13 protein-coding genes are annotated in these 14,318 nt (G+C 63.6%); 4 read left to right on the top strand and 9 right to left on the bottom strand.

Going from position 1 to position 14,318, the window contains the following annotated elements; genetic code table 11:
• Positions 1–10: 10 nt before the first annotated feature.
• Positions 11–1,204, bottom strand: a complete 1,194-nt coding sequence (locus tag C1M53_RS09115; RefSeq protein ID WP_129411956.1) for a GGDEF domain-containing protein — start codon at positions 1,202–1,204, stop codon at positions 11–13.
• Between the two features lie 132 nt (positions 1,205–1,336).
• The gene (locus C1M53_RS09120; RefSeq protein WP_129411957.1) at positions 1,337–2,500 is read right to left on the bottom strand and encodes an MFS transporter; all 1,164 of its coding nucleotides are present in this window, start codon (positions 2,498–2,500) and stop codon (positions 1,337–1,339) included.
• Positions 2,501–2,613: 113 nt separating this feature from the next.
• Between C1M53_RS09120 and C1M53_RS09125 the strand changes: the two genes are divergently transcribed.
• The 3 genes from C1M53_RS09125 to C1M53_RS09135 are packed head-to-tail and all read left to right on the top strand — an operon-like array spanning position 2,614 to position 4,534.
• Positions 2,614–2,883 carry a hypothetical protein gene (locus tag C1M53_RS09125; RefSeq protein ID WP_207213087.1) on the top strand — a complete coding sequence of 90 codons (270 nt, stop codon included), beginning with the start codon at positions 2,614–2,616 and terminating at the stop codon, positions 2,881–2,883.
• Between the two features lie 51 nt (positions 2,884–2,934).
• Positions 2,935–3,828: a DMT family transporter gene (locus tag C1M53_RS09130; RefSeq protein ID WP_129411958.1), complete on the top strand. Its 894-nt coding sequence runs from the start codon at positions 2,935–2,937 to the stop codon at positions 3,826–3,828.
• Between the two features lie 28 nt (positions 3,829–3,856).
• Entirely contained in the window at positions 3,857–4,534 is a 678-nt protein-coding gene (locus C1M53_RS09135; protein WP_129411959.1) for a 50S ribosomal protein L11 methyltransferase, read from the top strand.
• Positions 4,535–4,856: 322 nt separating this feature from the next.
• Here the strand turns inward: C1M53_RS09135 and zwf are convergent, their stop codons facing one another.
• From zwf to pgi, 5 genes are all read right to left on the bottom strand, one after another.
• Entirely contained in the window at positions 4,857–6,242 is a 1,386-nt protein-coding gene (gene zwf / locus C1M53_RS09140; protein ID WP_129411960.1) for a glucose-6-phosphate dehydrogenase, read from the bottom strand.
• Between the two features lie 13 nt (positions 6,243–6,255).
• Entirely contained in the window at positions 6,256–7,263 is a 1,008-nt protein-coding gene (gene gnd, locus C1M53_RS09145) for a phosphogluconate dehydrogenase (NAD(+)-dependent, decarboxylating) (RefSeq protein WP_129411961.1), read from the bottom strand.
• A gap of 160 nt (positions 7,264–7,423) precedes the next feature.
• A complete protein-coding gene (locus C1M53_RS09150) occupies positions 7,424–7,891 on the bottom strand; it encodes a VOC family protein (protein WP_129411962.1) in 468 nt (155 codons plus the stop codon).
• 333 nt (positions 7,892–8,224) lie between these two features.
• On the bottom strand, positions 8,225–8,935 hold the full coding sequence (locus tag C1M53_RS09155) for an HAD family hydrolase (protein ID WP_129416093.1): 711 nt from the start codon (positions 8,933–8,935) through the stop codon (positions 8,225–8,227).
• 198 nt (positions 8,936–9,133) lie between these two features.
• Complete coding sequence (pgi, locus tag C1M53_RS09160; RefSeq protein WP_129411963.1) at positions 9,134–10,771, bottom strand: glucose-6-phosphate isomerase; 1,638 nt, start codon at positions 10,769–10,771, stop codon at positions 9,134–9,136.
• Positions 10,772–11,114: 343 nt separating this feature from the next.
• On the opposite strand from pgi, the gene C1M53_RS09165 reads away from it, so the two are divergent.
• Positions 11,115–12,605, top strand: coding sequence for a PLP-dependent aminotransferase family protein (locus C1M53_RS09165; protein WP_129411964.1), 1,491 nt, complete (start codon positions 11,115–11,117; stop codon positions 12,603–12,605).
• A 180-nt stretch (positions 12,606–12,785) separates the two neighbouring features.
• On the opposite strand, the gene C1M53_RS09170 is transcribed toward C1M53_RS09165, so the two are convergent.
• On the bottom strand, positions 12,786–12,980 hold the full coding sequence (locus C1M53_RS09170) for a hypothetical protein (protein ID WP_129411965.1): 195 nt from the start codon (positions 12,978–12,980) through the stop codon (positions 12,786–12,788).
• A gap of 220 nt (positions 12,981–13,200) precedes the next feature.
• Entirely contained in the window at positions 13,201–14,295 is a 1,095-nt protein-coding gene (locus C1M53_RS09175) for a MerR family transcriptional regulator (RefSeq protein WP_129411966.1), read from the bottom strand.
• Between the last annotated feature and the right edge of the window lie 23 nt (positions 14,296–14,318).

Consider the following 14,318-nt stretch of genomic DNA (forward strand, 5'->3'; position numbering starts at 1 on the left):
GATAACCCTCTTAAGAAACCACCAGCTTGAGGTGGCTTTGCCCCGGCGGCCTGCGGTTCTTCATGCCGGAAATGGCATAGCCGTTGCGACCGGCTTCCTTGGCGCGATAGAGCGCCTCGTCCGCCCTGGCGGTGAGGTCGACAGCGGCGACATAGATGTCCGGCGTCCACTCCGCGATGCCGACGCTGATGGTGAAGCGTTCCTCGTCTTCCGCCTTGCCGCTGCCTTCGCGCACGGTGGCGACGAGAACGGAAGCGACCTTTTCCGCCTGGCGCGCGGTCGTTTCCGGCAACAAGATCGCGAACTCGTCGCCGCCAAGCCGGAAAACGGTATCGCTGCCGCGTATCATCGCCCTGGCGATCTCGGCGAACTGGCGCAGGATGCGGTCGCCGAAGGCATGGCCCTGGGTGTCGTTGAAGCGCTTGAAATGGTCGATGTCGATCAGCATCAGCGAGAAGTGGCGGCCGGTGCGGCGCGTGCGTTTGTCCTCGGCTTCCAGCAAGGCCAGGAAATGGCGGCGATTGGGAACGCCGGTGAGATCATCGGTCTGGGCAAGTTCGGCAAGCTCCTCGCGCAGCCGCCCGATCGACATGACGGTGAAGCCGAAATTCCACACCACGCCCGAGAAGATCACGCACAGCAGCGCGTAGGATTCCACCGTGGTGTAGAAGTCCTGGTCGACATGACCCAGCATCAGCCCGACGTTCAGGGCACTTTCGATGAGATGACCCAGGATGCCGACGATCATGGCGGTGGCAGCGATCATCGCGCCGAGATCCTTGCGATGCCAGCGCAGCAGGTACCAGGCGGCAAGCACCAGAGGCACCGACTGGCCGCCGGCATAGACGAGATTGCGGCCCTGCAGACTGCCGAACAGCAGCAGCAACAGGAGCAGGCTGGCGGCAGTGATGGCCACGCTTGCCTTCAGCCCGCCGGACTGGCCGTAGAAGACGCGCACGCCGACCCAGAACATGCAGAAGCCGAAGATGACGAAGCCGTTGCCGACCACGGCCGGCACATAGCTGCCCTCATTGCCCTGCAGCGCCAGCACGCAGCCGCCGATGGTGGACAGCACACAGCCGGCCAGCCACACGCGCGCCGCCGCGAAATTGCGGTAGCGATAGGCGATCGCGCCCCAGATGACGGCCACCGTCAGCGAGTTGAGCAGGATGACGATGTAAAGCGTCAGGAAGTCGAGTTTCATCACAATGTCCCGGGCGAAGCCCCCTCCTACGGGTTCGCCACTTGCCCAGACGTTAAAATAAAAGGCGCGTTTTGCGTCAACTGTTAGAAAAGCCGGCGGCGATGCCAGGATGACGATCCGCAGCGAAAATATTCAGAGGTCCGGCTGCGTGATCCACGTCTGCGCGCTGCGGTGCACGGCGACAAAGGCCGCGGTCACAGCTGCAGCCGCCAGCAACCCACCCAGCCAGGGCAGGCTCTGCAAAGGCAGCCAGGCCAGCGCGGAGCCACCCAGTGCCGTGCCAAGGCCGACACCGACATGCATGGCCGACAGGTTGAGGCCGACGCCGGCTTCCGCCGTCTGTGGTCCCGTCGCGATCAGGAAACTCTGCACGACAGGCGAGATCATCCAGCTGATCATTGCCCAGATCATCATCGCGATGATGAAGAGCCCGGGTATCTCCGCCGCGAACGGTATGGCGAGAAGCGCGACCAGATAGGCGAGCGGCGTCGCCACGATGGCGAAACGCGGCCCGACGCCATCGGCCAGCCAGCCGCCGCAGTAACCGCCGCAGACGCCGGCGATCCCGAAGGCGAGAAAGAACAGCACGACATTGCCCGGTGCGACGCCCACCACCTCGGTGAGGTAGGGCGCCAGATAGGCGAACAGCATGAAATGGCCACCGATCATCAGGATCGAAACAGACTGGGCGGCAACCAGTGGCAAGGAGCGCAGATGCTGCCGATAGCCCGATGCCGTCGGCCGGCCGTGCCCCACCGTCGGCAGCGTGCGCTGGCAGATGAGGAACACGGCCACGGCAAGCAGGGCAAGCGCGACAAAAACCGCGCGCCAGCCGAAATGGCCGCCGATCAGCATTCCCGCCGGCACGCCGAGCACCATGGAACCGCTGATCCCCATGAAGATGATGCCGATCGCCCTGCCGCGCATGGCTGGCCCGGCCAGTTCGGTCGCCAGCATCGTCGCGACGAGGCAGGCGGCTGCGCTGGCAGCGGCCATGCCGATGCGGGCGACGAACAGGACGGCATAGCTGGCGCTGGCCGCGGCCAGCAGATTGCTGGCCAGGAACACGAGCAGTGCCAGACCCAGCATGGTCCTGCGTTCCAGCCGCGTCGCCATGAAGAGCGCCAGCGGAGCGGCGAGTGCAAAGGTGATCGAGAAGGCAGCCGTCAGTTGGCCGGCAAGGCCGATCGAGATATCAAGGCCTGAAGCGACATCCGGCAGGATACCGATGACGATGTTTTCCGCAGTGCCGGTGGCGAAGGTCGCCAAAGCCAGCAAGAATATCCGAAGGTCCATGAGCCCATTCCGTTGCGCGTTTCGCCGCTCCGGAAGACCCTCCGATACGGCGTGGTGTTGCGTATCGGGTTTCGAGGCTATGCTTCGGTTATCCCACGAGACCGAGGCTTAACATGCGCGGACCCGACGGGAAAGGCAGCCGGCTGGTCGTGACGATGGCATCGCCGCTGCAAGCCATCCTCGAGGCCGAGCTTGCTCGCGGCAACACGATCGTCGAGATCGGCGAATGGCCTCCGCAGTGCCGTCTGCTGGTGATGCTGGCGCAACAGTTCCACTCCAGCTACCCACTTGCGGATGGTGTCGAATTCCGTGAGATCGGCGACCCGCACTACTGGAAAGCCGAGTATGTCCTTGCTGACGAATGCCTGGCCTGTCGCTTTTAAGGCGTCGCGGCCCGCTGACGCTGCTTTTCCGCCCCAACCGACCGAGGACCGATGCCCATCCATGAACTCGCAGCCCTCGGCGCCGCAACCTGCTGGGCGCTGACCGGCATCATCTCGGCGGGACCGGCCGGCCATCTCGGCGCGCCGGCTTTCAACCGCCTGCGCCAGATCTTCGTCACCGTCATGCTGGCGCTCTATGTGCTGGCGACCGGCTCCTGGCGCGAGCTCGAGGCAGCCAATGTGCTGCCGCTCCTTGCCTCCGGCTTCATCGGCATCTTCATCGGCGACACGCTGCTGTTTGCCACGCTGAACCGTGTCGGTCCGCGCCGCTCCGGCATCCTGTTTGCGCTCAATGCGCCGATTGCTGCGATCCTCGGCTGGCTGCTGCTCGGCGAAACCCTGACCATGAAAGCGATCGCCGGCATGGCGCTGGTCGTCGCCGGCGTGCTGCTGGCCATCCTGTTCGGAAAACGCCGCGCGCAGCTGCATCAATGGGAAACGGTGAAAGGTCCGCTCTGGATCGGCGTGGCGCTCGGACTGGGCGCCGCGACAGGCCAGGCCATCGGTTCGATCATCGCACGGCCGGTGATGGAAACCGGCATCGACCCCTTTGTCGCTTCGATGCTCAGGGTCGGTATCGCTGCCGCCTTCCTCACCGTCATGATCCAGCTGCCCATTCCCGCACTGAAACCCAAGAATCCGCTGACCTGGAAGGTGGCGATCATGACCGCGCTGACCGGTATCCTGGCGCTGGCGATCGGCATGACGTTGCTGCTCTTCGCCCTTTCCGGCGGCAAGGTCGGTATCGTCTCCACATTGTCGGCAACCTCGCCCGTCATCATACTGCCGCTGCTGTGGCTGCGCACCGGAGAACGGCCGGCGGCTGGCGCCTGGGCAGGTGCCGCACTGGTGGTAGCCGGCATGGGCCTGATCTTCATGGCGTGACGGCGGGCGACGGTCTAGCTTTGCCCGCATGAGCGCCCTGACACCCCAGCCGAACGAGCCCACCGTCGCGACGGACAACATCGTTGCCTTCATTGCCGCCAACCTGCCGGTCGCACCAGTTCCGGGCATTCCGGAAATCCGGCTGCATGGCGCGCATCCGGGCAGCGGGCTGCGCCGCCTGACCGAACAGCGCAGCAGGCTCTCGCCCTACTGGGCCTATCGATGGGCCGGCGGCGCGGTGCTGGCCCGCCACCTGCTCGACCATCCCGACACCGTGCAGGGCCGCACCGTGCTCGACCTCGGCACCGGCTCCGGCCTCGTCGCCATCGCCGCGGCCAAGGCCGGCGCCGGCAGGGTGATGGCGGCGGACATCGATGCGCATGCGATCGCCGCGACGCGCCTCAACGCCTTCCTGAACGATGTGACGGTCGAGCCTCTGCTTGCAGACCTGACATGTGGAGAGCCTCCACATGTCGACCTTCTGATGGTCGGCGACCTGTTCTATGAAAGCCGGCTGGCCCGCCGCGTCACCGCATTCCTCGATCGCTGCCTCACAGCAGGCATCATGGTGCTGGTCGGCGATCCCGGCCGAGCCCACCTGCCGCACAGGCGGCTCAGGATGATCGCCGAATACCATGTGACCGACTTCGGCACTGCAGACGCAGCCACCCCGGCAACTGTCTTTTCGTTTATTCAGGAGAGCTAATTCAACCTCGGAGCATGATGCGAAAGCTGCAGCTTTCGCATTGAAAATCATGCGACAAAACAAAGAGGCGGAAAGACTCAGTTTCCACGCCACCTGCGATTGCTCGGAAGAATAACGCCAATTTTTGCGTGGATTGTCTCAAGAACAGAATCTCATGCTTCGCGCACGCAAGAATCTTGCTGCAAGCTGAAATAATCATCCGGTGATTCCTCCCGTACCACCGGTTGTGTTCTTCCCTCCCGAGAGGCTTTTCAGCCTCTGCTTCGGCCGGGACGCCAGGCGTCCCGGCCTTTTTCTGTGATACAACCCTGTTTGCCAGGCTCTATTTTGCCGGGTCGACCCAGCCATTCGGCGGTCCGAACCTGGCCATGGCTTCGGCCGGCCCCCAGGTGCCCGGCTCGTAGATCGCCGGCTGGCTCTTGTCGTCAAGTATCGGACCGACGATGCGCCAGGCAGCTTCGGAAGCATCCTGCCGGGTGAACAGGCGCACGTCGCCGTTCATGGCATCGCCGATCAGGCGCTCATACGGCTCCATGTCACCGGCGGAATCGTCGACAGCCGAAAGCTCGACCTGCTCGCCGACCATCTCGTCACCGGCCTGCTTGCGGCGGGCGCCGATGCTGATGGAGATTTCCGGGTTGATGCGGAACCGCACATAGTTGGCCTCGTCCGACGCGATCTTGTCGAAGACATCGAGCGGCGGCCGTTTCAGTCGGACGACGACTTCGGTGGCGCGCACCGGCAGGTTCTTGCCGGCGCGGATGAAGAAAGGCACGTCCTGCCAGCGCCAGGTGTCGACGAAGAAGCGCACGGCAGCGAAGGTCTCGACGGTCGAGCCCGGCGCCACGCCCGGCTCCTGCAGATAGCCGGCAAACTGTCCGCGTACCACATCGTCCCTGGTCAGCGTGCGCACCGCCTTCAGCACCTGCACCTTCTCGTCGATCAGGTCCTCCGCCGAACGGCCCGACGGCGGCTCCATCGCCAACAGAAGCATGATGTTGAGCAGATGGTTCTCGATGACGTCGCGGATGCAACCGACCTCGTCATAGAACTTGCCGCGCCCCTGCACGCCGAAATTCTCGGCCATGGTGATCTGCACGCTCTCGACGTAATTGCGGTTCCAGATCGGCTCCAGGAAGGAATTGGCGAAGCGGAAATAAAGCAGGTTCTGGATCGCTTCCTTGCCGAGATAGTGGTCGATGCGGAAGATCGAGTTCTCGTCGAAGACGATGTGCAGGACACGATTCAGCCAGCGCGCCGACTGCAGGTCGCGCCCGAACGGCTTTTCCACCATCAGCCTGGCGCCGACGGCACCACCCGACTGTTCGAGCCCCTGCACCACCGGCTCGAACATCGAAGGTGGCACGGCGAGATAATAGAGCGGGTGGCGGAAGCCGTTGAGTTCTTCCTTCAGCTTGTCGAAGGTTTCCTGGTTGCGGTAATCGCCGCTGACATAGCGCAACAGCCCGACCAGCCTGGCGAACACTTTCTCGTCCACCTTGCCGAGGGCCGCCTTGATGCCGTCATGCGCGCGTTCGGCCAGCTTCTCCACCGTCCAGTCGTCATAGGCGATGCCGATGATCGGTTCCTTCAGGTGGTTGCGTTCCACCATCGAATAGAGCGCCGGGAAGATCTTCTTGTGCGCCAGGTCGCCGGTGGCGCCGAACAGCACAAGCACATCCGATCGGGTTTCAGCCGCTGCTGCCATGATCGCTAACTCCTCAAGCCTTCGGCTTTTCGAGATGGCCGCCGAAGGCATAACGCATGGCGGACAGAAGCTTGTCGGCGAAGGCCGACTCGCCCTGCGAGGAGAAGCGGTCGAACAGCGCGGCCGAAAGCACAGGCGCCGGCACGCCGGTGTCGATGGCGGCCTTCAGCGTCCAGCGGCCTTCGCCGGAATCCGAGACGCGGCCGCCGTAACCTGCCAGCGCCGGATCCGCCTTGAGCGCGCCGGCGGTGAGATCGAGCAGCCAGGAGCCGATGACCGAACCATGCCGCCACACTTCGGTGACTGCCGGCAGGTCGATGTCGAATTGGTAATATTGCGGCTCGGACAAAGGCGTCGTCTCGGCATCGGCGCTGCGTTTGGCCTTGCCGGAATTCGCGGCCTTGAGGATGTTCACGCCCTCGGCATAAGCGGCCATGACGCCGTACTCGATGCCGTTGTGCACCATCTTGACGAAGTGACCGGCACCGCTCGGGCCGCAATGCAGGTAGCCGAAGGGTGCGGTGCCGGCGGCCTTGTCGGGCGTTGCGCCATTGTCCGCACCGGGCGCCAGCGAGGCGAAGATCGGATCGAGATGTTTCACCGCCGCGTCGGGGCCGCCGATCATCAGGCAGTAGCCGCGTTCCAGGCCCCAGACGCCGCCGCTGGTGCCGACATCGACGAAGGCCAGGCCCTTTTCGGCATAGCGGGCGGCGAGATCGACGGCATCGCGATAGTTGGAATTGCCGCCGTCGATGATGATGTCACCCTTGTCGAGAAGGGCAGCGACCTGGTCGGCGACCTTGCCGGTGATCGCAGCAGGCAGCATCAGCCAGACGGCACGCGGCTTGGCCAGCTTGCCGATGAAGTCTTCCAGCGAACCCGCGCCGGTCGCCCCTTCCTTGACCAGGGCTTCGACGCTGGCCGGATTGATATCGTAGACGACGCATTCATGGCCGTCGCGCTGCAGGCGCCTGACCATGTTGGCGCCCATCCTGCCCAGTCCCATCATTCCGATCTGCATAGTTCCATCCTGCTTGCTGACATTGGCCTGCCCGATCGCCCTGCTCGCCGGCACCTGCCGACGCAACCGAGACGCCGACAATCTCCGATCCGCGGCCATCAAGCCAGAGGAATGTGACGGATGTTTCAAAGGAAGTGGCGCGCAAAAGGCGATAGCCTGGCTATTCCCGGTGCCAGCCGTCGATCCGGCAGTTGCTCAGTCGTTCCGCTTCGTCACGGGGGACATGCCGCACGGTTTCGGCGAAGGTCCAGACATGACCTTCCGGATCACGCGCCCGGTAGGTGCGCTCGCCATAGAACTGATCGGCAGGCTCCTGCATGATCTCGGCCCCAGCGAGACGTGCCTGTTCACAATGCTCGTCCAACCCACCGGACAGCTTGAGATAGACAAGCTGTGTGTTCCTGCCGCCAACCGAAACAGGACTGGCAACATCGTCAGACCATTCATGGTCGACGACGATATAGGCGTCGGCGAAGCGCATTTCGGAATGCACCAGCCGGCCAGATGGATCGGTGACCAGCATGCTGCGCCGGAAACCGAAGGCTCGCTCGAGCCATTCGAGCGCAGCCCATGGATCACGGTAGAAGACGCCGACGCCCAGGGTGGCGTGCTGGAAAGGGTCGTGCATCGTTGAACTGCCTTTGGCAAATATCCGACGAATAATGCGCGTCCAATTGGGCGGCGAATAGCTGAGAAAAGGCTGCGGTGAATACCGACCGTCAGCGCCGCCCCTCACCCGCCTACCGGCACCCTCTCCCCGTTGAACGGGGAGAGGATCGCTCCCGCCCGGGATTTCGCCAATCGCCAGCGTTGCCGAACGAGCACCGTCGGCGCGATCAGCGTCCTTCTCCCCGTTTACGGGGAGAAGTGCCCGGCAGGGCGATGAGGGGCAGCGTCAAACTCGGGAGAAAAGTTATGGTTCTCGCCAGACCACAAGGAGAGAAAAGACTTCCCTGATCGCTCACCCTCTCCCAGCGAGAAACGCCGGCAGATCTGCAACGGAAGCCAGCACCACATCGGCCAGTGGCGCGAGCGACTCGCGTGTGCCGGTGCCCGACAGCACGCCGACGGCCAGGCCGCAGCCGCTGGCGCGGGCCATGTCGAGGTCGTGCCGGTTGTCCCCGACCATGGCGATCTCGGAGGGCTTCAGGCCGGTGAGGTCACAGAAGGCGATGACCGCGTCGGGCGCGGGCTTCGGGTTGGCGACAGCGTCGTAGCCATAGGCGGCGTCGAACAGCTGCGCCATGCCGATGGCCGACAGCGTGCGCTCGCAGCCGGCGGTGGAATCGTTGGTGGCGACGCCCAGGCGGTAGGATTTCGCGTGCAGCGCGGCAAGCGACTCGGCAATGCCGGGCAGCGGCACTGCCAGCGCCGACCCCTGTTCGGTGCTGATGGCGTTGAAATGATCCAGCGCGTCACGCTGCTCGGCGGCCGACAATTCGGGGAACCACAGCGCGATGATGTCGGCATTGGTGCCGGCGGCGAAGACGGAGTCCGGCTTGAAGCCTTTTGTTTCCGGGTCATAGCCGGCCTTGGCCAGCAAATCGTCGGCCTTGGCGCGGTCGCCATTCGCCGCTTCCAGCGCCATGCGATCGGCCACGCCCGCCCAGGTGGCGTGGAAGTCGATCAGTGTTCCGTCCTTGTCGAAAAGGATGCCCTTGATGCCCGCCAAACCCTTCACTCCTGTCTGCCTGGTGTCGCGACTTCGATATTTGTCGCGCTTTGAACTGCAAGCGGGCCAAATTCGAGATCGGACGACGCCGGGACCTCAACCTGCCGGGGTCCCAGCGATTCTGCTATTCGTTCACCGCCTAAATAAACAAAGGCCGCCAGAATGGCGACCTTTATCAAGCGGTGACAAATCTCGGAATCAGGACGCTAGCCGGTGGATATGCTCCACCAGCCCCGCCGTCGAGGCATCTCTGCTGGCGGCATTCTCCTTGCCTTCAACGACAGGCAGCAGGCTGGTGGCGAGTTCCTTGCCGAGTTCGACGCCCCATTGGTCGAAGGAATTGATGTCGTAGAGCGTGCCCTCGACGAAGACGCGGTGTTCGTAGAGCGCGATCAGCCGGCCGAAGGTGCGCGGGTCGAGCTTGCGGTAGAGGATGGTGAGCGAGGGCCGGTTGCCGGAAAAGACGCGGTGCGGCGCGATCTTGTCGACCTGCTCCGGCTTCATGCCCTTGGCGAGCATCTGCGCACGCGCTTCTTCCAGCGTACGGCCCTTCATCAGCGCTTCCGACTGCGCCACGACATTGGCCAGCAGCAGATCGTGATGATGCTTGAGGTCCGGCTCATGGCCGACTGCGGCGGCGATGAACTCGACCGGGATGATGTCGGTGCCCTGGTGCAGCAGCTGGAAGAAAGCGTGCTGGCCGTTGGTGCCGGGCTCGCCCCAGACCAGCGGTCCGGTCAGCGTCACCGCCTTCTCTCCATCCAGCATGACGCTCTTGCCGTTCGATTCCATGTCGAGCTGCTGCAGGTAGGCCGGCAGGCGCGACAGGCGCTGATCATAAGGAATGACGGCGCGAGCCGGATAACCACAGACGACGCGGTGCCAGAAACCGACCAGGCCGAGCAGCACCGGCAGGTTCTCCTTCAACGGCGCCGACTGGAAGTGTTCGTCCATGTCATGCGCGCCGGCCAGGAAGGCGCGGAAGTTCGCAGGACCGATGGCGATCATCACCGGCAGGCCGATGGCACCCCAGACCGAATAACGCCCGCCGACCCAATCCCAGAAACCGAAAACGCTGTCCTTCTCGATGCCGAATTTGGCAACCAGATCGAGCGCAGTGGAGACGGCGGCAAAGTGCTTGCCGACGGCCTCCTTGCCGAGCTTGGCCTCGACCCATTTGCGCGCCGTCTCGGCATTGGTCATGGTCTCGACGGTGGTGAAGGTCTTGGAGGCAACGATGAACAGCGTCGTTTCCGGCGACAGGCCCTTCAGCGTGTCGTGCATATGGGCGCCGTCGATGTTGGAGACATAATGCGTGCGCGGCCCGTCATGATACGGAGCAAGCGCCAGCGTCGCCATGACCGGGCCGAGATCCGAACCGCCGATGCCGATGTTGACGACATCGGTGATCTTCTTGCCGCTGTAACCGGTCGCCTTGCCGGAGCGGATGGCATCGGCAAAGACGCTCATGGCGTCGAGCACCAAACGGACATCCTTCTGCACGTCCTGGCCGTCGACATGCAGGCCCTTGCCGTCGAGGTTGCGCAGCGCGGTGTGCAGCACAGCGCGGTCTTCGGTGATGTTGATGTGCTTGCCCGCGAACATCGCGGCGCGCCGCGGCTCGAAGTCGGCAGCCCTGGCCAGACCTTCGAGCAGTTTCATCGTCTCTTCGTCGACCGCACATTTGGACCAATCGAGCAGCATGTCGCCGTCCAGCGCCGAAAAGCGCTTGAAGCGGTCCGGATCGGCGGCGAAGGCCTCGCGCATGTTCATTGGGGTTGCAGCGCGATGGGCGCGCAGGGCGGCGAGCTGTTTGTCGAAAGCGGTGCGGTCCACGGCGATCTCCGGAAAATGGCGAGGAGTGGCGGTTCAGCGGCAGTCTAACAGAGCGATTGCGGCAAGCGAGAGATTTGCACTGGCTTTATCTAGGGGAATTTCAATCGGTTCAAGTTGGCGTTTGCGCACATTTTGCGTCCGCGTGAAACGCGTCGGGGCAAACATGCCATGGCGCCAACCAGGACGGGAAATTTCTACTTTTTGGTGTTCACCGGCGGGAATGAAGGATCACTGGCATAAATCCCAAGGATCAGAAAAATTGATTGGCGCAAACCCTTGGACCAATCATACAGTCCAATGGTCCACAAAACAAAAAAGACTGACCAACGAGGAGCGCCCGAATATGCCACAGCGTAACGACACAGCGATATGGTCGGGCCTGTTCAGGATTTCGGCTGAGTCCGGCCAGACCCTGCAGGCGCAGATCCGTCAGGCAATCGTGGCTGCCATTCTCGACCGTCAGATCGCCGCATCCATGCCGCTTCCGTCCTGCCGCATCCTTGCCGAAAAGCTCGGCGTCGCGCGCGGCACGGTGGTGCTTGCCTTCCAGCAACTCGTCGACCAGGGCTTCCTGGTGGCCCGCGAACGGCGCGGCCACTTCGTGAACCCGGAGGTCCTGGCAACGCCGGCACGGCCGCAGAAGGCACCGGAACAGGCCAACGAGATCGACTGGAAGAAGCTGCGCCAGATCGCTGCCAGCGACATGCCGCCACCGAACAAGCACGACAACTGGATCAAGTCGTCATATCCATTCGTATATGGCCAGTTCGACCCGGCACTGTTCCCAACCGCTGAGTGGCGCGAGTGCAACCGCATGGCGCTGGCCGTGCTGGAGATCCGCAACTGGGCTTCCGACATGGTCGATCGCGACGACCCGCTGCTGATCGAACAGATCCAGGCACGGCTTCTGCCACGGCGCGGCATCTTCGCCAATCCGGACGAGATCATCGTGACGCTGGGCGCGCAGAACGCGCTCTACATGCTGGCCACGCTCCTGATGACCAAGGGCTCCAAGGTGGCGATGGAAGACCCCGGCTATCCGGATGCCCGCTCGATCTTCCGGCTGGCCGGAGCCGACATCCAGCCGATCCCGGTCGACCAGTCCGGCATCGTCACGTCTGCGATCCCTGCCGATTCCGGCTTCGTGTTCGTGACGCCGAGCCACCAGTGCCCGACGATGGTGCCGTTGTCGCAGGAGCGCCGCCAGGACCTGCTGGCTCGCGCCAACCGCAACAACCAGATCATCATCGAGGACGGCTATGACAGCCAGTTGCTGGACGAAGCGCCGCAGCAGGCGCTGAAGAGCATCGATCGCTCCGGCCGCGTCGTCTATGTCGGCTCGATGTCGAAGACGCTGGCACCTGGCCTGCGCCTCGGCTACATCGTGGCCTCCGCCGGGCTGATCGCGGAACTGCGCGCGCTGCGCCGTTTCATGCTGCGCCATCCGCCGGCCAACAACCAGCGTGCTGTCGCACTGTTCCTCTCGCTCGGCCATCACGAGGCGCTGGTGCGGCGCCTGTCGACAGCCTTCGACGAGCGGCGCAAGCGGCTGGTGCATGCCATCTCGGCGTTCCTGCCGGAATGGCGCGCCACCGACTCGGCCGGCGGCACCTCGCTATGGCTGGAAGGACCGCGCGGTACAGACTCGCGTGATCTCGCCACGGCCGCAGCCAGCCGCAGCGTGATCATCGAACCGGGCGACCGCTTCTTCGACCGCGCGGACAAACCGTCCCGTTTCATGCGACTGGGCATATCGTCCATTTCGCTGCAACATATCGAACCCGGCATTCGCGAGCTCGCTACAGCAGCGGGCCGGCGACCGGCAGCCGCTTAGCCGCATCCTCCCGACGGCTCACTTCCGCCCGGTCCAGCACCGGGCGGTTTTCTTTTCTGGACGAAGAGCGGTCGCAGCCGGCAACAAATTAGCCGGCGCAAGATTTGTGTCGACAAGCTAAGGGCAGCAGAGCTCGCAGACGGTTCAGCCAATACCGGCGATGGAGACTGTCGCCAAGCCTCAATGCAGACGAAAGGCAAAGGATACTGGCAGCCAGGACGGCAACAGCCACCAGACGCTTGCCGTCAGCAGCGTGACGGCAGCCAGAACGCCGGCCCACGCCAGAAGCCTGGCAAGATGGCCTGCCGTGGTGCGGCCATCCCGGCTCTGCTCCGATTGGGCCAGAGAAAGGCCGAATCCGGCGACGACCGGCAAGACCGCCGCCCAGCGGCGTGATCGCCCGCGAACGCGTATAGTCCAGCCAAGGACCATTGGACCGGTTCCCTCGATACATTGATTGTCGCGATGGCGACCGGGCGAAACGCCTTATTCGCCTAGAGCGGAATGCGATTTTTATAAATCGTCATTCCGCTCTATCTATTTGTTTTGTCGCATGATTTTTTCCGAAAAGTCTGCAACTTTTCGGAATCATGCTCTAACGCCTTGGACGCAGGAGCATGCCGCCGAACTTGCCGGCAGGCGTCAGGGTGAAACTCCACTCCACCTGACCATGCTCGAACTGCACGTCATAGACGTCCCAGCCCTCCTGGCTGACCCCGCGGAACGTCACGCCGAGCAAGGCGCCAAGACGCGCCAGGTCTTTCGCGATGACGTCTTTCTGCGCGCGCGCCGCGGCCGCCAAAGCCGGACTCATCCGTTCGTAGTCGGGCTCCCCGCGCATATGATCGCTGATGGTTGCGCGCAGCAGTGTTTCACTGTCCGGCACTGGAATCCTGTCGCGGATCCGCCTGTCCAGTGCCGCCCGGATATCAAGGCTGACGGTCTCGTCGATGCGGTGCGCGGGAAGATCCAGGCCGCCTTGGTGCAGCACCAGCCGATCGACCGCGCCTGTCGCAGAGCGCATGAACGTGATCTGGGCCGGGACCAGCTTGAGGAAGAAGGCGTCGCTGCCCTCGGGAAAGGCTTCCACCTCCGGTTGGCCGGTCACCTGGATGAAGAGATGCCCGTCGCGATGGACAATGGCTAGGTCAGGCCCTTCCTGCAGCTGATAGTGGCCGGCGTAGTCGGCATAGAGAGCGGGATCGACTTCGACCGGGGTGCGCGGCCTTGCCTGTTCGTAGCTGCGCCAGGCGATGGCGTCGGATGAGGTATCGGTCATCTGGGTATCCTTTGCCAATCTGACGAGATCGTCGATGGAAACACGCTCGCCTCCGGCAAGCTTGGTTCGCAATGCCTCGACGATGACCAGGCCCTGCTCAGCCCGCTCGCGTGTCTCGCGCAGCACCGCCTGCTGCATGAGGAACAGGCGCTCCAGGTTGGTTGCCTTGCCTGCCAGCAGGCTGGCGATGGCCGACAGGCTGAGCCCCAGCCGCTTCAACGCCAGGACTTCGGTGAGGCGGGCAACATCGGCGGCCCCATAAAGCCGCCAGTCCTTGGCGGTGCGGCGCGGTGCAATGAGGCCATAACGTTCGTACAGCCGGAGCGCCCGAACCGTCAGCCCGATGCGGCCAGCGCATTCGGCGGCGGTCAGCCATTCGGTTTCGGCGATGTCTCTTGCCAGCTTGTCCATGAAAGCTCCTGAAGACCGCTGTA

Source organism: Mesorhizobium sp. Pch-S, from assembly GCF_004136315.1.
Lineage (GTDB): Bacteria > Pseudomonadota > Alphaproteobacteria > Rhizobiales > Rhizobiaceae > Mesorhizobium.